The organism is Streptomyces sp. NPDC012888 (genome assembly GCF_042900645.1).
Lineage (GTDB): Bacteria > Actinomycetota > Actinomycetes > Streptomycetales > Streptomycetaceae > Streptomyces.
The window spans coordinates 202,606-219,889 of sequence record NZ_JBIBBM010000006.1; the positions used below are offsets into that span (position 1 = coordinate 202,606).

Here is a 17,284-nt window from a genome sequence, read left to right on the forward strand (position 1 = left end):
TGGGGCGCTGCCCCACACCCCGCGCCTCAATCGCCGGCGAGGCTGGATGTGCCGGCCGGGCTGGATGGCCCGGCGGGGGCGTTGCCCGGGCGGCCCGGTTCCGGCGGGGCCTACCAAGCCCGAGCGGCGTTTGAGCGGGTCCGGCGGGGGCTCCGCCCGGCCACGTGGGGCGCTGCCCCACACCCCGCGCCTCAATCGCCGGCGGGGCTGGATGTGCCGGCGGGGCTGGAATGGCCTGGCCCAGGCGTTGGCCGCGCGGCCGGGCTCCGGCGGCGCGCCCCCAGCCCGAGCGGCGTTTGAGCGGGTCCGGCGGGGCTCCGCCCGGGCTCGTGGGGCGCTGCCCCACGCCCCGCGCCTCAATCGCCGGCGAGGCTGGATGTGCCGGCCGGGCTGGATGGCCCGGCGGGGGCGTTGCCCGGGCGGGCCGGTTCCGGCGGGGCCTACCAAGCCCGAGCGGCGTTTGAGCGGGTCCGGCGGGGGCTCCGCCCGGGCTCGTGGGGCGCTGCCCCACGCCCCGCGCCTCAATCGCCGGCGGGGCTGGATTGGTCTGGCCCGGGCGTTGGCGCCGCGGCCGGGTTCCGGCGGGCTGGAGTGGCCCAGCCCAGCGTTGGCCGCGCGGGCGGGTCCCGGCCGGGCTGATGGCCGGGCGGCACTGGTGGGGCCCGGCTCGGACGGCCCGGTGGGGGTGCGGCGCGCCCGGGGTGTGTGGGCCGGTGGGGGAGGGGCGGGGGTCTGAGAGACTGGGCGCGATGAACGAGACACCGCCGCGCGTACACGCCGAGATCGATCTGGACGCCGTCCGCGGGAACGTGCGCGCGTTGCGCGAGCGAGCGCCCCGCGCCGAGCTGATGGCCGTCGTCAAGGCGGACGCCTACGGGCACGGAGCGGTGCCGTGCGCCCGGGCGGCCCTCCAGGCCGGTGCGACCTGGCTCGGCACGGCCACCCCCCAGGAGGCCCTGGAGCTGCGCGCGGCCGGTCTCGAAGGCCGGATCATGTGCTGGCTGTGGACTCCCGGCGGGCCCTGGCGGGAGGCCGTCGAGGCCGACGTCGACGTGGCCGTGAGCGGCATGTGGGCCCTGGAGGAGGCGCGGGCGGCCGCCCGCGCCGCCGGCCGGACCGCGCGGATCCAGCTGAAGGCCGACACCGGCCTCGGCCGCAACGGCTGCCAGCCCGCCGACTGGGCCGGCCTCGTCCAGGCGGCCGTCGCCGCCCAGGCGGAGGGCAGCGTCCGCGTGACCGGCCTGTGGTCGCACTTCGCCTGCGCCGACGAGCCCGGCCACCCCTCCGTCCAGCGGCAGCTCGACGCCTTCCGGGAGATGGTCGAGTACGCCGAGAAGGAGGGGGTCGAGCCCGAGGTCCGGCACATCGCCAACTCGCCCGCCACCCTGACCCTCCCCGAGAGCCACTTCGACCTCGTCAGGACCGGCCTGGCCGTCTACGGCGTCTCCCCGGCCCCCGAGCTCGGCACCTCCGCCCAGCTGGGCCTGACCCCCGCCATGACCCTCAAGGCCTCCGTCGCCCTGGTCAAGGACGTCCCGGCGGGACACGGCGTCAGTTACGGGCACCACTACGTCACCTCCGCGCCGACCACCCTCGCGCTGATCCCCGCCGGCTACGCCGACGGCATCCCGCGCCACGCCTCCGGCCGCGGCCCGGTGCTCGTGGGCGGGAAGGTGCGGACCGCCGCCGGCCGGGTGGCCATGGACCAGTTCGTCGTGGACCTGGACGCCGACACCGGGGTCCGCACCGGTGACGAGGCCGTGCTCTTCGGCCCCGGACGGCACGGCGAACCCACCGCCGAGGACTGGGCACGGGCGGCGGACACCATCGCGTATGAGATCGTCACCCGGATCGGGGGACGGGTGCCCCGCGTGTACCTGGGCAGCTGAGTTGGAGGGCGCGTGAGCGAGAACTGGCGCAAGGCCGGCTGGGCGGGTGCCGCGATCGGCGTGCTGGCGGCGGGCGCGGCGGCCGGCGTGGCCGTCGAACGGCTCACCGTGGGCCGCGGCATGCGCCAGAAGGCCCGCCTGGCCCTGGACGCGGCCGGCCCGTACGGCTCGCTCCGCGGCACCCCCGGCACCGCCCTCGCCGAGGACGGCACCCGGCTGTACTACGAGGTCGACGAGCTGCCCGAGGACGGCACCCGGCCCGGCCCGCTGCGCCGCAGGTCCGCCCGCGGGGTGACCGTCGTCTTCTGCCACGGCTACTGCCTGAGCCAGGACTCCTGGCACTTCCAGCGCGCCGCGCTGCGCGGTGTGGTGCGCGGCGTGTACTGGGACCAGCGCAGCCACGGCGGGTCCGAGCGCGCGCCGGGCCAGGGCGACGCGGTGCCGGTCTCCATCGACGTCCTCGGCCGCGACCTGAAGGCGGTGCTGGACGCGGCGGCCCCGGACGGCCCGGTGGTGCTCGTCGGGCACTCCATGGGCGGTATGACGATCATGGCGCTGGCCGAGCAGTTCCCCGAGCTCGTCCGGGACCGGGTGACCGGCGTCGCGCTGATCGGCACCTCCAGCGGCCGCCTCGACGAGGTCACGTACGGGCTGCCCGCCGCCGGCATGTCCGCGGTGCGGCGGGTGCTGCCGGGCGTGCTGCGCGCCCTCGGCTCGCAGGCCGAGCTGGTGGAGCGGGGGCGCCGGGCCACCGCCGACCTGTTCGCGGGCATGATCAAGCGCTACTCGTTCGGCTCACGGGAGGTGGACCCCGGCGTCGTCCGGTTCGCCGAGCGGCTGATCGAGGCCACGCCGATCGACGTGGTCGCCGCGTTCTACCCGGCGTTCTCCGCGCACGACAAGACCCGGGCGCTGGCGGAGCTGGCCGGAATCCCGGTGACCGTGGCCGCCGGCGACAAGGACATGATCACCCCGCCCGAGCACAGCGAGGCCATCGCGGCCGAACTCCCGCAGGCCGAGCTGGTCGTCCTGGAGAGCACCGGCCACCTGCTGATGCTGGAGCGGCCGGAGGAGGTCACCGGGCTGCTCGCCGATCTGCTGGCGCGCGCCGGGGCGGTGCCGGCAGCCACTACCGTTGGCTCCTATGGAAGCAGTGCACAGCCAGGCCGGTGAGGCCGTCGTCTCCGTCACCGTCGATTCCCCCGAGCGCATGCAGGACCTGGGCCGCCGCGTCGCGGCCCTGCTCGGCCCGGGCGACCTCGTACTGCTGACCGGCGAGCTCGGCGCGGGCAAGACCACGCTGACCCGCGGGCTGGGCGAGGGCCTGGGCGTGCGCGGGGCGGTCACCTCGCCGACCTTCGTGATCGCGCGGGTGCACCCCTCGCTGGTGGGCGGGCCGGCGCTGGTCCACGTGGACGCGTACCGCCTCGGCGGCGGGCTGGACGAGATGGAGGACCTGGACCTCGACGTGTCGCTGCCCGAGTCGGTGGTCGTGGTCGAGTGGGGCGACGGCAAGGTGGAGGACCTGTCGGACGACCGGCTGCACGTGGTGATCGCCCGGGCGGTGGGTCACGAGGAGGTGCTCGACGACGTCCGCGAGGTCACCGTGCGGGGCATCGGCTCGCGCTGGGACGCGGACGCCCTCGAGCGGCTGGTGGAGCCGGCTTGAGCCGGCCTGGAGGGACCCCCCGTCGAGTGCCGCCGGGCGGGCCCGTTTCCCGACGACTCGTCGGCAACATATTGCGCCGTCGGCGGCGCCCGTGATGACATGGTACCGAGAGCTGGTTAGGTCTACCTAACTACGGTGTACCCGGGCCCAGGAGGCAGCCATGTCGGCAGCAGAGCGCGAGCGGGGCGACCTTCCGGCCCCGGCGGCGGCCGTGGAGGAGACCGCCGGGGCGGTCCCCCAGGCCCCCACGGCCCCGCCGGTCCCGCCGGTCCGTCCTGTCCGGCCGGTCACGGCCGTTCCGCCGGCGCCCTCCGCCCTGTCCATGCAGGCGCTGCTCGCCTCCTGCGCCGCCGCGAGCGCGGTCTCCACGCCGCCGCCCGCGCGGCCGTCGGACCCCGGCGCGGGTCCGGGTACGGAAAAGGCCGCCCCGGCGTCCGAGGCGGCCTGACTGCGGCCTGACGCCGCATCACCCTCACCCGTTCGGGTGGAACGCGGCCTGGAACAGGGCCTGTGCGCGGCTTGTACGCGGCTCGTGACGCGGCCCGCGGTCCGCTCAGGGGACGACCACGACCTTCGACTGGATGGTGGCGAAGCCCCACATCGCGTCGCCGTCGGCGCGCGTCATGCGGATGCCGCCGGTCTTCTTCAACGGGTCGGGCTGCGGCAGCTGACCGTCCACCCGGGCGCTGAAACCGATCACCACGCCGTCCGTGCTGGTGAACCGCACCACGTGCTCGACCGGCTTCCCGTCCGAACCGGTCACCGACCCCGACCGCGAGGTCACCGAGTACGTGCCGGGCTTCGGGTGCACGGTGCTCGGCACCACCGCGAACGTCTTCGGCGCCGCACCGGGCGCGGTCTCCAGCAGCCAGACCCGCTTCTGCCCGACGGAGTAGACGACCCGCCTGCCCTCGCCCGAGTCGAGCGGCACCTGCGGGGGCTTCGAGGGGTCCTGGGGGGTGGCGGCCCGGCCCGGAGCGCCCGGCGCGGGCTGCTGCGACCGTACGGCGGCCGGCTTCGCGGGCGCGGTCGCCGACGCCTGGTAGGCGAGGAAGCCGACCACGGCGACGGCCGCCGCCGTGAGCCCGGCCACGATTCCCGAGCTGCTGCGTCCCACCTTGCGCCACCTTCCCCGGTGCTTCCCCGAAATACCTGGGTCGAAGGTAGCAGCCGGTACCCGGCGGACCGGGCCGCGACGGGCGCGGGCGGCCCCGCGGCCGCGGAGTCGTAGGCTGTTCGCGTGCTCTTGCTCGCTGTAGATACCGCCACGCCCGCCGTCACCGTCGCCCTGCACGACGGCGAGTCCGTCCTCGCCGAGACCAGCCAGGTGGACGCCCGCCGGCACGGGGAACTGCTGCTCCCCGCCGTCGACGCGGTGCTCTCCGAGGCCGGCCGGGCACTCGACGCCGTGACCGGCATCGTCGTCGGCGTCGGCCCCGGCCCCTACACCGGGCTGCGGGTCGGCCTGGCCACCGCCGCCGCCTTCTCCTCCGCGCTCGGCGGGGTGCCCGTGCACGGCCTGTGCACCCTCGACGGGATCGCGTACGCGGCCGGGGCCGCCGGTGTCGAGGGTCCCTTCGTGGTCGCCACCGACGCGCGCCGCAAGGAGGTCTACTGGGCCCGGTACGAGGACCCCCGCACCCGCGTCGGCGACCCCGCCGTGGACCGCCCCGCCGAGATCGCCGACCAGGTCGCGGGCCTGCCCGCGGTCGGCGCCGGTGCCCTGCTGTACCCCGAGGTCTTCGCCGGCGCGACGGGACCCGAGCACCAGTCCGCCGCCGCCCTGGCCGCCCTCGCCGCCGAGCGCCTGAGGGCCGGCGGGGAAGAGGCCTTCCTCCCGCCGGTCCCGCTCTACCTCCGCCGCCCGGACGCCCAGGTGCCCAAGAACTACAAGGTGGTCACCCCCAAGTGACCTCCCTGCTGCGCGAGATGCGCTGGTGGGACATCGAGCCCGTGCTGGAACTGGAGCACGAGCTGTTCCCCGAGGACGCCTGGTCGGCCGGCATGTTCTGGTCCGAACTCGCCCACGCGCGCGGCCCGCACGCCACCCGCCACTACGTGGTGGCCGAGGAGCCGGGGACCGGGCGGCTCGTCGGTTACGCCGGGCTGGCCGCCGCCGGCGACCTGGCCGACGTACAGACCATCGCGGCCGCCCGCGACCAGTGGGGGACCGGCCTCGGTGCCCGGCTGCTCACCGACCTGCTGCGCGCCGCCACCGCGTTCGAATGCGCCGAGGTGCTGCTGGAGGTGCGGGTGGACAACACCCGGGCCCAGAAGCTCTACGAGCGCTTCGGTTTCGAGCCGATCGGCTTCCGGCGCGGCTACTACCAGCCCGGCAACGTCGACGCGCTCGTGATGCGCCTCAGTGATCCTGCAAGCTCCGTACCCGTGCGAAGTGAGAACCATGGCTGACGAACCCCTCGTCCTCGGCATCGAGACCTCCTGCGACGAGACCGGCGTCGGCATCGTCCGCGGCACCACCCTGCTCGCGGACGCGGTCGCGTCGAGCGTCGACGAGCACGCGCGCTTCGGCGGTGTCGTCCCCGAGGTCGCCTCCCGCGCCCACCTGGAAGCGATGGTCCCGACCATCGAACGGGCCCTGAAGGAAGCCGGGGTGAGCGCCCGGGACCTCGACGGCATCGCCGTGACCGCCGGCCCCGGCCTCGCCGGCGCCCTGCTGGTGGGCACCTCGGCGGCCAAGGCGTACGCCTACGCCCTGGGCAAGCCGCTGTACGGGGTGAACCACCTGGCCTCGCACATCTGCGTGGACCAGCTGGAGCACGGCAAGCTGCCCGAGCCGACCATGGCCCTGCTGGTGTCCGGCGGGCACTCCTCGCTGCTGCTGGCCCCGGACATCACCAGCGACGTACGGCCGCTCGGCGCGACCATCGACGACGCGGCCGGCGAGGCCTTCGACAAGATCGCCCGGGTGCTGGACCTCGGCTTCCCCGGCGGGCCGGTGATCGACCGCCTGGCCAAGGAGGGCGACCCGGGCGCCATCCACTTCCCGCGCGGGCTGACCGGGCCCCGCGACCCGGCGTACGACTTCTCCTTCTCCGGGCTGAAGACGGCCGTGGCCCGGTGGATCGAGGCCAAGCGCAACGCCGGCGAGGAGGTGCCGGTGCGGGACGTGGCGGCCTCCTTCCAGGAGGCGGTCGTGGACGTGCTCACCCGCAAGGCCATCCGCGCCTGCAAGGACGAGGGCGTCGACCACCTGATGATCGGCGGTGGCGTGGCCGCCAACTCCCGGCTCCGGGCGCTGGCGCAGGAGCGCTGCGACGACGCCGGGATCGTGCTGCGGGTGCCCCGGCCCAAGCTGTGCACCGACAACGGCGCGATGGTCGCGGCCCTCGGCGCGGAGATGGTGGCCCGGAACCGCCCGGCCTCGGACTGGGACCTGTCGGCGGACTCCTCGCTGCCGGTGACCGACCCGCACGTGCCGGGCACGGCGCACGGCCACGCGCACGGGCACGGGCACGCGCACGGCCATGGAAGCGACCACGACCACGTGCACGAGCTCAGCAAGGACAACCTGTACTCGTGAGCCTGACCGTCGCGTTGATGTGGGAGGCCCGCGCCACCGCCGGCCGCGGGAACGAGCTGCTGGAGTGGGCCCGCGCGCAGGTGCTGGCCCGCGAGCCGCTGCGCCGCGAGCTGCTGCGCGCCCCCCAGGACCGGGTGCTGGTCATCACCTGGTGGGAGGCCGAGGAGCTGACCGCGGAGCTGCCCGAACTGCCCGAACCCGCCGCCGACCTGATCACCCGGGCGGTGCACCGCTGGCGCTTCGAGTCCGTGTCCTAAGGGGAGGGTGTCGGGCGTGCCCGCCGACATGACGCCGGGTCGGGGGAGCAGGGGGCTCGTGCGGGCCTGCCCCGATATGGTCATGCGCATGCCTCGCAGTGATCTTCCTTTTCCGCCTCCGCCCGCGTACCTGCGCGCCCGGCCGGACGGGGAGACCCCGCACGAGGACCGGGAGCGGGCCCTGGCCGAGCTGGCCCGGGCCGGCATCGGGCCCGGCCGGCTGCTGCTCCTGTGGGCGCTCGCGGCGGTGTTCGCCCTGGGGTGGTCCTTCGTGGGCATGGCCCGGCTGTCCTTCGACGAGGGCGACCGGCTGGGCGTGCTGATCGGGGTGGCCTTCGGGGTCCTCGGCCTGGGTGTGCTGGTCCCCGCCGGCTTCTGGCTGGTCTGGGGGGTGCGGCGGGACCGCGAGGTGCGCCGGCTGCTGGACGCCTGGGCCCGGTCCGGGCCGCGCCCGGCGGACCCGGCCCTGGTGGCCCGGCTGCGCGCGCCGGGCCGCTGCCTGCTCTGGCTGCTCAGCTCCCTCGCCCTGTGCGCCGTCGGGGTCTGGACGGCCTCGGGGTTCGCCGCCGCGGCGGGCCCGGGCCTCGTCACCTACGACCGGGCCGCCTACTGCGCGGGCCTCGGCACCATCTGGTGGGTCACCGGGGTGCTGGGTGCCGCGCGGGCCGCCGCCCACCACCGGTGGGCGCGGAGTGCCCTGACCCGTTCCGCCGCGCCCGCTACGGCCGCGCCGGACCACCGATCAGCATCGACGGGGCACCCGCCACCCGGGTCAGGATGACGGTCGCCGCGTTCCGGCCCTGCGGCTTGACCTTCCGGCGGAGCTCCTCCGGCTCGATGGCGGAGCCGCGCTTCTTCACCGTCAGGACGCCCACCTCGCGCTCCCGCAGCAGTGCCTTCAGCTTCTTGAGGTTGAACGGCAGCACGTCGGTGATCTCGTACGCGGTCGCGTACGGGGTCGGGACCAGTTCGTCGGCGGTCACGTAGGCGATCGTCGGGTCGATCAGCCGGCCGCCGACCGCCGCCGCGACCTCGGCGACCAGGTGGGCGCGGATGACGGCGCCGTCGGGTTCGTACAGGTACCGGCCCACCGGGCCCGGCTCCGGGTCGGGCAGCGGTCGTTCGGGGTGGAGGGTGTGCGGGCCGGGCAGCAGGGTGGCCCGGACGGTGCCGGGGGCGGTGCCGAACCAGAGCACGGCCTCCTTCACGTCCCCGCCGTCGGAGATCCACTCGGCCTCCGCCGAGGCGGGCACCGCCTCGTGCGGGATGCCCGGGGCGATCTTGATCGCGGCGTGCCGGGCCGTACCGGCGGCCGCCACGGCCCAGGACAGCGGCGGCGAGTACGCCTCCGGGTCGAAGGTGCGGCCGCGGCCCCCGCGCCGGGCCGGGTCCAGGAACACCGCGTCGAACCCGGAGGTGTCGACCTCCGTCACGTCGGCCTCGCGCACCTCGATCAGCTCCGCCAGGCCCAGCGCCGCGGCGTTGGCCCGCGCCACGGCCGCGGTCAGCGGGTCGCGGTCCACCGCCAGCACCCGGATCCCGGCCCGGGCCAGGGCGATGGCGTCGCCGCCGATGCCGCAGCAGAGGTCGGCCAGGCTGCGCACGCCGAGGCCGGCCACGCGCCCGGCGCGGTACGCCGCCACGCTCGCCCGGGTGGCCATCTCGACCCCGCCGGGCGTGAAGTACATCCGGTGCGCGTCCGCGGCCCCGAACTTGGCCACCGCACGCTGCCGCAGCCGGGCCTGGCCGAGGGCGGCCGAGACCAGTTCCGCGGGGTGCTCGCGGCGCAGCCGGGTGGCCACGGCGATCTCCCGGGCCGGGTCGTAGTCGCGCAGCGAGTCGAGGAGGGCGCTGCCCTCGGGGGTCAGCAGGGCGGCGAAGTCGTGCGGGTTCACCGGCTCATTGTCCGCCAGCGCGGGGCGGTGTCCGCCAGCCGGTGGAAGGTGCGGCGCGGTGGCGGTGTCGTCCGGAGTGTCGGGCTCCCGGCCTGACAATATGCGCTGCTATGCAGCTAGTAGGAAAAAAGGAACAAAACACTCGCCGGGTAGCCGGTGCGCGCGGTCGGTCCGGGGTGGCGCTGGCCGCGCTGCTCCTCGCCGCCCTGGGCACCGCCTGCTCGTCCGAGGCGGAGAAGCCGCCCACCAAGGGCGAGAAGCCCAAGGCCGGAGCCGCGGCCGGCGCCGCCGGAGCGGTCGACCAGGCGACACGGCTCAAGCAGAAGCAGGCCGCGCGGATCGCCGCCGCCAAGAAGTGGGGACTGCTCAAGACCCCGCTCACGGCCCCCGCCGCGCCCAAGGAGAAGCCGGAGATCGAGACCCGCGAGGGCTTCGAGGTCGACGACCACGAGGGCCTGCCGCCGGTGTTCACGACCATCCCGACCGAGGAGAACGTCGTCTTCCTCACCGTCGACGACGGAGCGGAGAAGGACCCCGAGTTCATCCGCATGATGAAGGAACTCGACATCCCCTACACCGCGTTCCTCAGCGACTACCTCGTACGGGACGACTACCCCTACTTCAAGCGGATGCAGGAGGCGGGCGTCACCCTCAACAACCACAGCCTCAACCACCGCTACATGCCCGCGCTCTCCTACGAGAAGCAGCGCCAGGAGATCTGCGGCATGCAGGACACCATCCAGAAGCAGTTCGGCAAGCGGCCGACCGTCTTCCGCCCGCCCTACGGCAACTACAACGAGGACACCCTGCGCGCCGCCAAGTCCTGCGGCATCAAACACGTCCCGCTGTGGAACGCGGAGGCCTTCCCCAACCGTCTGGACTATCGGGAGTGGGACAGGGACCTGCATCCCGGAGACATCATCCTCACGCACTTCAGGGGGCGCGAGGACTGGAAGGGCACCATGCCTGACATGATCCGTCAGGTCATGAAGACCGTCACCGAGAAGGGCTACGCCGTGGCCCGCCTGGAGGACTACCTGTGAAGCGAGCGCGCCGGCCGTCGGCCCGAGGGAACCGGGCGACCGGACTGATCGCGGCCGGCGCGCTGACGCTCCTCCTCGCCGGCTGCGGGGAGAGCGTGGACCCGATCGAACGGCTGGGCCGCAAGACCACCGACCAGGTGCAGGGCGGCGGCGGGGCCGGTGCCTCCGCCGGCCCCTCGCCCTCCAAGGCCGCGGACCCCTCCCTCGCGTACAAGCACTGGGGCCTGTCCCGGCCCTTGGAGTTCGCGCCCCGGCCGGCGCAGAAGCCGGCGCTGCCGAAGGCCGCGCCCGGGCGGGTGCCGGTGGTGGACCGAATACCCGTGCCGGCCGGCGAGAAGATCGTCTTCGTGACCTTCGACGACGGCAGGGAGAAGGACCCGCGGTTCCTCCGGCAGACGGCCGACCTGAAACTGCCGATCACCATGTTCCTGACGGACAGCGTCGCGTCGAGCGGCTACGACCACTTCCAGCAGCTGCGGGACCAGGGCAACGGCAGCACGATCAACAACCACACGCTGAACCACCCCAACCTGCAGAAGCTGTCGTACGCGGCGCAGAAGGCCCAGATATGCGGCCAGCAGGACAAGCTCGCCCAGCGCTTCGGGCAGCGCCCCCGCCTCTTCCGCCCCCCGTACGGCTCCTACAACGACGACACCCTCCGGGCCGCGAAGGAGTGCGGGGTCGAGGCGCTCGTCACCTGGCGGGTGTCCATGCAGATCCGCGACCTCCAGTACGCCGAGGGCTCCGCCCTCCGGCCCGGTGACATCATCCTGGCCCACTTCCGCGGTCCGGCCGAGCTCAAGGGCTCGACGGAGACCCAGATGACCACGCGCATGCTCCAGAAGATCCAGGAACAGGGCTACCGGATAGGCCGCCTGGAGGACTACCTGTGAGCGCGCCCGGCCCGTCACCCCACCGCCACCAGCCCTCCGGGGTCACGGGACTCCGCCGCCGCCCGGGAGTCCGCCTCGCGCTGGCGCTCGGCGCTGTCGCTGATCCGCAGCAACAGGGCGATCATGATCCAGTTGGCGAGCAGTGAGGACCCGCCGCTGGCCAGGAACGGGATGGCCTTGCCGGTCAGCGGGATCAGGCCGGTCACCCCGCCGGTGACGATGAAGACCTGGAGGGCCAGGCCCGACGCCAGGCCGACCGCCAGCAGCTTGCCGAACGGGTCCCGCGAGCCCAGGGCCATCCGCAGGCCCCGCTGGACCAGCAGCCCGTACAGCAGCAGGACCGCCATCAGGCCCGCCAGGCCGAGCTCCTCGCCGACCGTGGTGAGGATGAAGTCGCTGCGCCCGGCGAAGGCGATGAGCTCGGGGTGTCCCTGGCCGAGGCCGGTGCCGGAGATCCCGCCGGTGCCGAAGCTGAACAGGGCCTGAGCGGACTGGTCGGAGATCAGGCCCTTGGGCCGCTGGTCCTCCGGCAGGAAGATCGCCATCGGGTCGAGCCAGGCCTGTACGCGGTTCTTGACGTGCGCCTCGGTCGAGCCGACCACGAAGGCGCCGGCGGCCGCCATCAGCAGGCCGGTGACGATCCAGCTGGTGCGTTCGGTGGCGACGTACAGCATCACCACGAAGACGCCGAAGAAGATCAGCGAGGTGCCCAGGTCCCGTTCGAAGACGAGGACCAGCAGGGACACGATCCACACGGTGATGATCGGGCCGAGCTGACGCATCGGCGGCAGCTGCACGCCGAGGAACCGGCGCCCCGCCAGCGCCAGGGTGTCGCGGTGGACCACCAGGTAGCCGGCGAAGAACACCGCGATCATGATCTTCACGAACTCGCCCGGCTGGAGCGACAGGCCGCCGATGACGATCCACCGCTTCGCGCCGTACTTGTCGGCGCCGAAGAACGCCGGGGCGATCAGCAGGACCAGCGCCACGGCCATGGTGATGTAGATGAAGCGCTGGAGGTAGCGGTGGTCGCGCAGCAGGGCCACGACGGCCACGCAGGCCGCCACGCCGATGACGCTCCACATCAGCTGCCCCGGCGCGACCGGGGCCGAGCCGTACCGGTCGATGTAGCCCTGGTCGAGGCGGTGCAGCAGGACCAGCCCGATCCCGGTGAGCAGCATGGCCAGCGGCAGGACCAGCGGATCGGCGTACGCGGCGAACCGGCGGACACCGAGGTGGGCCACCAGGGCCAGCAGGGTCATGCTGATCGCGAATCCGGCCAGGTCCGGCGGAGGTTCACCGTGCATCGCCAGGCCCGCGTTGGCGTGGCCGAAGACCGTGATGCCGACGACGAGGACGAGGAGCAGCGCTTCGGTTCGGCGGCGGGAGCCGGCCACCGTACGGGGCGTCAGCCCGCGCACGGGCTCGTGCCGCCGTCGAAGGGGGCCTTCGGTCCGGTCTGCTCGCGAATGCGGCGCTTTATCTTCATATCAACTACGACGTCGATGTCCCCGCCGAGGTTCCTGGGACCGGCGGACCGGCGGACCGGCGGGCCCGCCGCGGGAACCGCGGCGGGGCCCTTCCCCGTGACCGGCCGGGTCAGTCGTGGAAGATCACCGAGCGGAAGGTGAGCTGCGTGGAGCCCTCCTCGTCCGCCTCGATGTCGGTGTAGGGGCCGGTGCAGTCGGGCGCGGCGAAGACCGTGGCGGTCTCGTCGGTGCCGTTGACGGCGCTGTGCGCCGGCGGCACCTCGGACGGGTCGTTCGCCTCGTCCAGGGTGATGCACACCTCGCTCGGCGGGTCGCTCAGCTGCCCGCTCTGCATGGCCCGGTCCTCGGAGCGGTACTCGTAGGTGAAGGTGCCCTCGGCCGCGCCGGCCGAGGTGGGGAGCGCCAGGACGAGCAGGGCGGCGCCGGCGGCGGCACCGAGGGTGTGGCGGATGCGCATGGAGGGCTTCCTCACGGTGTGGGGGTGGGGACTTGCGGCCACTGGGTTCCCTCCGCGCCGGGCGGTCATGTCCCCGCCGGGAGCACGGTCAGCCGGACGGCCGCCGAAGAATCGTTCCTCCGCCCGCCATCCGGCCCTGCCCCCGGGAACCGGTGCCCGTGGCGCGCCGTGCGTACCGGGGCCGTCGGTGGGGCATGCTCGCTTCCGGCGTCGTCGGGAACCGCCCGGAGGGCGTGATTCCGCAACGCCCACCGGGTCGAATTGGCACTCCGCTTGACCGAGTGCTAATCGCCGGAATAGTCTCGGCCCTGGCACTCGCCCCCGGTGAGTGCCAACACAGCGACGGGCAGGTCCGGCACCCGCGACGACGGATCCACCTGGTCGCCACCTCAGACAGTTAACCCCGTGAGATCTCCGAAGGGGGAGGTCGGATCGTGACGACCGCCAGCTCCAAGGTTGCCATCAAGCCGCTTGAGGACCGCATCGTGGTCCAGCCGCTCGACGCCGAGCAGACCACGGCCTCCGGCCTGGTCATCCCGGACACCGCGAAGGAGAAGCCCCAGGAGGGCGTCGTCCTCGCCGTGGGCCCGGGCCGCTTCGAGGACGGCCAGCGTCTGCCGCTCGACGTGAGCGTCGGCGACATCGTGCTGTACAGCAAGTACGGCGGCACCGAGGTGAAGTACAGCGGCGAGGAGTACCTCGTCCTCTCGGCTCGCGACGTGCTCGCGATCATCGAGAAGTAATTCACCCAGCAGAAATGCTTCGAGCTGCGCCCCTGGTCACCCCGCTGAAGCCGGGCGGCGAGGGGCGCGGTTCGTTTGAAACCCAGATTTTTCGAGAGGGCTGAACCGCTCCCATGGCGAAGATCCTGAAGTTCGACGAGGACGCCCGTCGCGCCCTCGAGCGCGGCGTCAACAAGCTTGCCGACACGGTCAAGGTGACGATCGGCCCCAAGGGCCGCAACGTCGTCATCGACAAGAAGTTCGGCGCCCCCACCATCACCAACGACGGTGTCACCATCGCGCGCGAGGTCGAGCTCGACGACCCGTACGAGAACCTGGGCGCCCAGCTCGTGAAGGAGGTGGCGACCAAGACCAACGACATCGCTGGTGACGGCACCACCACCGCGACCGTCCTGGCTCAGGCCCTGGTCCGCGAGGGTCTGCGCAACGTCGCCGCCGGTGCTTCCCCGGCCGCCCTGAAGAAGGGCATCGACGCCGCGGTCAAGGCCGTCTCCGACGACCTCCTCGCCACCGCCCGCCCGATCGAGGACAAGACCGACATCGCCGCCGTGGCCGCGCTCTCCGCGCAGGACCAGCAGGTCGGCGAGCTCATCGCCGAGGCGATGGACAAGGTCGGCAAGGACGGTGTCATCACCGTCGAGGAGTCGAACACCTTCGGTCTGGAGCTGGAGTTCACCGAGGGCATGGCCTTCGACAAGGGCTACCTCTCGCCGTACTTCGTCACCGACCAGGAGCGGATGGAGGCCGTCCTCGAGGACCCCTACATCCTGATCCACCAGGGCAAGGTCTCCTCCATCCAGGACCTGCTGCCGCTGCTGGAGAAGGTCATCCAGGCGGGTGGCTCCAAGCCGCTGCTGATCATCGCCGAGGACGTCGAGGGCGAGGCCCTCTCCACCCTCGTCGTCAACAAGATCCGCGGCACCTTCAACGCGGTGGCGGTCAAGGCCCCCGGCTTCGGTGACCGCCGCAAGGCGATGCTCCAGGACATGGCCACCCTCACCGGTGCCACCGTCATCGCCGAGGAGGTCGGCCTCAAGCTCGACCAGGCCGGTCTGGACGTGCTGGGCAGCGCCCGCCGCGTGACCGTCACCAAGGACGACACCACGATCGTGGACGGCGCCGGCTCCTCCGAGGACGTCCTCGGCCGCGTCAACCAGATCAAGGCCGAGATCGAGGCCACGGACTCCGACTGGGACCGCGAGAAGCTGCAGGAGCGCCTCGCGAAGCTGGCCGGCGGCGTGTGCGTGATCAAGGTCGGCGCCGCCACCGAGGTGGAGCTGAAGGAGAAGAAGCACCGTCTGGAGGACGCCATCTCCGCGACCCGCGCCGCGGTCGAGGAGGGCATCGTCTCCGGTGGTGGCTCCGCTCTGGTCCACGCCGCCAAGGTGCTCGCCGACAACCTCGGCAAGGAGGGCGACGAGGCCACCGGTGTCGCGGTCGTCCGCCGCGCCGTCGTCGAGCCGCTGCGCTGGATCGCCGAGAACGCCGGCCTCGAGGGCTACGTCATCACCTCGAAGGTGGCGGAGCTGGAGAAGGGCAACGGCTTCAACGCCGCGACCGGCGAGTACGGCGACCTGGTCAAGGCCGGCGTCATCGACCCGGTGAAGGTCACCCGCTCCGCCCTGGAGAACGCCGCCTCCATCGCCTCGCTGCTGCTCACGACCGAGACCCTGGTCGTCGAGAAGCCGGCCGAGGAGGAGGACAACGGTCACGGTCACGGCCACGGTCACGGCCACAGCCACTGATCGGCCACTGAACGCGCCACAGCGTGCGAAGGCCCCGTTCCGCGTGATGCGGAGCGGGGCCTTCCCCGTGCCGGACCCCCTGGGTCCTAGGTCGCGTACGGAGTGCCGGACGCGCCCATCTGGCGCTGCAGGTCGGCGACGTTGTAGCTCCACCAGGCCTCGGTGATCTCGCCGTTGACGCACCGGAACGTGGTGCTCCCGGTCATCTCGTAGGTCTTTCCCGTGGGTGCCGCTCCCATGAACTCACCCTTGTGGGTACCGCGCCACTTCCACACCGTGGTGACGAACTCTCCCTCGGCCAGCTGGGCCATCGGCTCGAACGTCATGTCGAAGGCGCCGCGCCACCGTTCCATGTCGGCGCGCATCGCGTCCCGGCCGATGACGGTGGACTCCTCCTTGCCCGCGTCGTGGTCGATGCAGTTCGTCGCGAAACACTCCTCGATGACGCCCATGTTGCCGTGCATGAGGGCGTCCTCGAACACCCGGTTGGCCAGGTGCTTGTTGAGCTGTTCGTCCCGCACCACGTCGAGGTTGGTGAACTTGGGCATGCCGTCGCAGAGCGACACCATCTCCTGGAACATCCTGTCCGTCTCCGGGAGCTGGGAGTTCCGCATGGCCTCTTCGTACGAGGGGAACTCGACGACGTCGACGAAGTGTTCCTCGTCGTCGCGGTCCTTGCCGATCAGGCTGTGCGTGACCGTCCGCCGACCCTGGCTCTGGGCCACGTAGCGGTCCAGGAGGTCCGACAGGTCGTCGTACCTGCGCGTCTTGTAATCGATAATCTGTACGAATGTCATGGCGTCTCCCGGGCGAGATAGGACATGACCATTTTATTCCGGTACGCCCCTTTCGCTTGTCGCTACTGCGGGCCGTACTTCCGCCCGGTCCGCGAGGAGATCCCGCCCAGCAGCCCGCGCGGCACCAGCTTGGCCACGCCCATCAGCGCCTTGTACCGGGGGTCCGGGACCGACAGCGTCTTGCCGCGCGCCAGGTCCGCGAGGGCCTCGGCCACCAGCTTGTCCGCGTCCAGCCACATCCAGTTGGGGATGTTGTCGGTGCCCATGCCGGCCCGCTGGTGGAACTCCGTCCGCACGAACCCCGGGCACAGCGCCATCAGCCGGACCCCCGAGTCGGCCAGGTCCCGGGCCGCGCCCTGGGTGAACTGCACGACCCAGGCCTTGCTCGCCCCGTACGTACCCCGCGGTAGGAACGCCGCCACCGAGGCCACGTTGACCACCCCGCCGCGCCCGCGCGAGCGCATCGACCCGGTCGCCGCCGCGGTCAGCCGCAGCACCGCCTCGACGTGGACCTTGAGCATGGTCAGCTCGTCCGTCATCGGGACCTCGAGGAAACGGCCCTTGTTGCCGAAGCCCGCGTTGTTGACCAGCAGGTCCACCGGGTGCCTGGCATCCGCCAGCCGGGCCTCCACCGCGCCGATGCCCTCCTCGGTGGACAGGTCGGCGCGGAGCACCTCGGCCTCGATGCCGTGCCGGTCGTGGAGTTCGGTGGCCTGCTCGCCCAGCCGCTCGGTGTCGCGGGCGACCAGGACCAGGTTGTGCCCCTGGGCCGCGAGCCGCCGTGCGAAGGCGGCACCGATGCCCGCCGTGGAACCTGTGATCAGCGCAGTCGTCATACGGGCAACCTAGCCGCCCGGAGCGT

General features: G+C 72.9%; 19 protein-coding genes. 13 read left to right on the forward strand and 6 right to left on the reverse strand.

Going from position 1 to position 17,284, the window contains the following annotated elements:
* Positions 1–749 precede the first annotated feature (749 nt).
* From alr to ACFY61_RS13265, 4 genes are all read left to right on the forward strand, one after another.
* Positions 750–1,889: an alanine racemase gene (alr, locus tag ACFY61_RS13250; protein ID WP_389470849.1), complete on the forward strand. Its 1,140-nt coding sequence runs from the start codon at positions 750–752 to the stop codon at positions 1,887–1,889.
* Positions 1,890–1,901: 12 nt separating this feature from the next.
* Positions 1,902–3,062: an alpha/beta fold hydrolase gene (locus ACFY61_RS13255; protein ID WP_389470852.1), complete on the forward strand. Its 1,161-nt coding sequence runs from the start codon at positions 1,902–1,904 to the stop codon at positions 3,060–3,062.
* Positions 3,034–3,558 (forward strand): tRNA (adenosine(37)-N6)-threonylcarbamoyltransferase complex ATPase subunit type 1 TsaE, encoded by a 525-nt coding sequence (gene tsaE / locus ACFY61_RS13260; protein WP_389470854.1) that lies wholly within the window; start codon positions 3,034–3,036, stop codon positions 3,556–3,558. Before ACFY61_RS13255 ends, tsaE begins: the two co-directional genes overlap by 29 nt.
* A gap of 160 nt (positions 3,559–3,718) precedes the next feature.
* Positions 3,719–4,006, forward strand: coding sequence for a hypothetical protein (locus ACFY61_RS13265; RefSeq protein WP_389470857.1), 288 nt, complete (start codon positions 3,719–3,721; stop codon positions 4,004–4,006).
* A 105-nt stretch (positions 4,007–4,111) separates the two neighbouring features.
* Here the strand turns inward: ACFY61_RS13265 and ACFY61_RS13270 are convergent, their stop codons facing one another.
* Positions 4,112–4,675 (reverse strand): hypothetical protein, encoded by a 564-nt coding sequence (locus ACFY61_RS13270; RefSeq protein WP_389470859.1) that lies wholly within the window; start codon positions 4,673–4,675, stop codon positions 4,112–4,114.
* 123 nt (positions 4,676–4,798) lie between these two features.
* On the opposite strand from ACFY61_RS13270, the gene tsaB reads away from it, so the two are divergent.
* The 5 genes from tsaB (at position 4,799) to ACFY61_RS13295 (ending at position 8,140) form a co-directional block, all read left to right on the forward strand.
* A complete protein-coding gene (tsaB, locus tag ACFY61_RS13275; RefSeq protein WP_389470862.1) occupies positions 4,799–5,470 on the forward strand; it encodes a tRNA (adenosine(37)-N6)-threonylcarbamoyltransferase complex dimerization subunit type 1 TsaB in 672 nt (223 codons plus the stop codon).
* A gap of 17 nt (positions 5,471–5,487) precedes the next feature.
* On the forward strand, positions 5,488–5,970 hold the full coding sequence (rimI, locus tag ACFY61_RS13280; protein WP_389471282.1) for a ribosomal protein S18-alanine N-acetyltransferase: 483 nt from the start codon (positions 5,488–5,490) through the stop codon (positions 5,968–5,970).
* Positions 5,963–7,102 carry a tRNA (adenosine(37)-N6)-threonylcarbamoyltransferase complex transferase subunit TsaD gene (gene tsaD, locus ACFY61_RS13285; protein WP_389470864.1) on the forward strand — a complete coding sequence of 380 codons (1,140 nt, stop codon included), beginning with the start codon at positions 5,963–5,965 and terminating at the stop codon, positions 7,100–7,102. Before rimI ends, tsaD begins: the two co-directional genes overlap by 8 nt.
* A 2-nt stretch (positions 7,103–7,104) precedes the next feature.
* The gene (locus tag ACFY61_RS13290; protein WP_389471285.1) at positions 7,105–7,359 is read left to right on the forward strand and encodes a hypothetical protein; all 255 of its coding nucleotides are present in this window, start codon (positions 7,105–7,107) and stop codon (positions 7,357–7,359) included.
* Positions 7,360–7,447: 88 nt separating this feature from the next.
* Positions 7,448–8,140, forward strand: a complete 693-nt coding sequence (locus ACFY61_RS13295; protein WP_389470866.1) for a hypothetical protein — start codon at positions 7,448–7,450, stop codon at positions 8,138–8,140.
* On the opposite strand, the gene ACFY61_RS13300 is transcribed toward ACFY61_RS13295, so the two are convergent.
* Entirely contained in the window at positions 8,079–9,272 is a 1,194-nt protein-coding gene (locus tag ACFY61_RS13300) for a methyltransferase domain-containing protein (protein WP_389471287.1), read from the reverse strand. The two genes, ACFY61_RS13295 and ACFY61_RS13300, sit on opposite strands and share 62 nt — an antisense overlap.
* Before the next feature lie 158 nt (positions 9,273–9,430).
* Between ACFY61_RS13300 and ACFY61_RS13305 the strand changes: the two genes are divergently transcribed.
* Positions 9,431–10,297, forward strand: coding sequence for a polysaccharide deacetylase family protein (locus ACFY61_RS13305; RefSeq protein ID WP_389470869.1), 867 nt, complete (start codon positions 9,431–9,433; stop codon positions 10,295–10,297).
* Entirely contained in the window at positions 10,294–11,190 is an 897-nt protein-coding gene (locus ACFY61_RS13310; protein ID WP_389470872.1) for a polysaccharide deacetylase family protein, read from the forward strand. Before ACFY61_RS13305 ends, ACFY61_RS13310 begins: the two co-directional genes overlap by 4 nt.
* 14 nt (positions 11,191–11,204) lie before the next feature.
* Here ACFY61_RS13310 and ACFY61_RS13315 read toward each other — a convergent pair whose 3' ends face one another.
* Both ACFY61_RS13315 and ACFY61_RS13320 read right to left on the reverse strand, forming a co-directional pair.
* Entirely contained in the window at positions 11,205–12,611 is a 1,407-nt protein-coding gene (locus tag ACFY61_RS13315; protein ID WP_389470874.1) for an FtsW/RodA/SpoVE family cell cycle protein, read from the reverse strand.
* Between the two features lie 178 nt (positions 12,612–12,789).
* Positions 12,790–13,137 (reverse strand): hypothetical protein, encoded by a 348-nt coding sequence (locus ACFY61_RS13320; RefSeq protein WP_389470876.1) that lies wholly within the window; start codon positions 13,135–13,137, stop codon positions 12,790–12,792.
* 434 nt (positions 13,138–13,571) lie between these two features.
* On the opposite strand from ACFY61_RS13320, the gene groES reads away from it, so the two are divergent.
* A complete protein-coding gene (gene groES / locus ACFY61_RS13325; protein WP_179174625.1) occupies positions 13,572–13,880 on the forward strand; it encodes a co-chaperone GroES in 309 nt (102 codons plus the stop codon).
* A gap of 113 nt (positions 13,881–13,993) precedes the next feature.
* The gene (gene groL, locus ACFY61_RS13330; RefSeq protein ID WP_389470878.1) at positions 13,994–15,625 is read left to right on the forward strand and encodes a chaperonin GroEL; all 1,632 of its coding nucleotides are present in this window, start codon (positions 13,994–13,996) and stop codon (positions 15,623–15,625) included.
* An 86-nt stretch (positions 15,626–15,711) separates the two neighbouring features.
* Here the strand turns inward: groL and ACFY61_RS13335 are convergent, their stop codons facing one another.
* Both ACFY61_RS13335 and ACFY61_RS13340 read right to left on the reverse strand, forming a co-directional pair.
* A complete protein-coding gene (locus ACFY61_RS13335) occupies positions 15,712–16,422 on the reverse strand; it encodes an ester cyclase (RefSeq protein WP_389470881.1) in 711 nt (236 codons plus the stop codon).
* A 62-nt stretch (positions 16,423–16,484) separates the two neighbouring features.
* Positions 16,485–17,258: an SDR family NAD(P)-dependent oxidoreductase gene (locus tag ACFY61_RS13340; protein WP_389470884.1), complete on the reverse strand. Its 774-nt coding sequence runs from the start codon at positions 17,256–17,258 to the stop codon at positions 16,485–16,487.
* Positions 17,259–17,284 lie beyond the last annotated feature (26 nt).

Coding starts and splice junctions, on each gene's coding strand:
- alr (WP_389470849.1), top strand. CDS start 750: ATGAACGAGACACCGCCGCGCGTACACGCCGAGATCGATCTGGACGCC.
- tsaE (WP_389470854.1), top strand. CDS start 3,034: ATGGAAGCAGTGCACAGCCAGGCCGGTGAGGCCGTCGTCTCCGTCACC.
- ACFY61_RS13265 (WP_389470857.1), top strand. CDS start 3,719: ATGTCGGCAGCAGAGCGCGAGCGGGGCGACCTTCCGGCCCCGGCGGCG.
- rimI (WP_389471282.1), top strand. CDS start 5,488: ATGCGCTGGTGGGACATCGAGCCCGTGCTGGAACTGGAGCACGAGCTG.
- tsaD (WP_389470864.1), top strand. CDS start 5,963: ATGGCTGACGAACCCCTCGTCCTCGGCATCGAGACCTCCTGCGACGAG.
- ACFY61_RS13295 (WP_389470866.1), top strand. CDS start 7,448: ATGCCTCGCAGTGATCTTCCTTTTCCGCCTCCGCCCGCGTACCTGCGC.
- ACFY61_RS13320 (WP_389470876.1), bottom strand. CDS start 13,137: ATGCGCATCCGCCACACCCTCGGTGCCGCCGCCGGCGCCGCCCTGCTC.
- groL (WP_389470878.1), top strand. CDS start 13,994: ATGGCGAAGATCCTGAAGTTCGACGAGGACGCCCGTCGCGCCCTCGAG.
- ACFY61_RS13335 (WP_389470881.1), bottom strand. CDS start 16,422: ATGACATTCGTACAGATTATCGATTACAAGACGCGCAGGTACGACGAC.
- ACFY61_RS13340 (WP_389470884.1), bottom strand. CDS start 17,258: ATGACGACTGCGCTGATCACAGGTTCCACGGCGGGCATCGGTGCCGCC.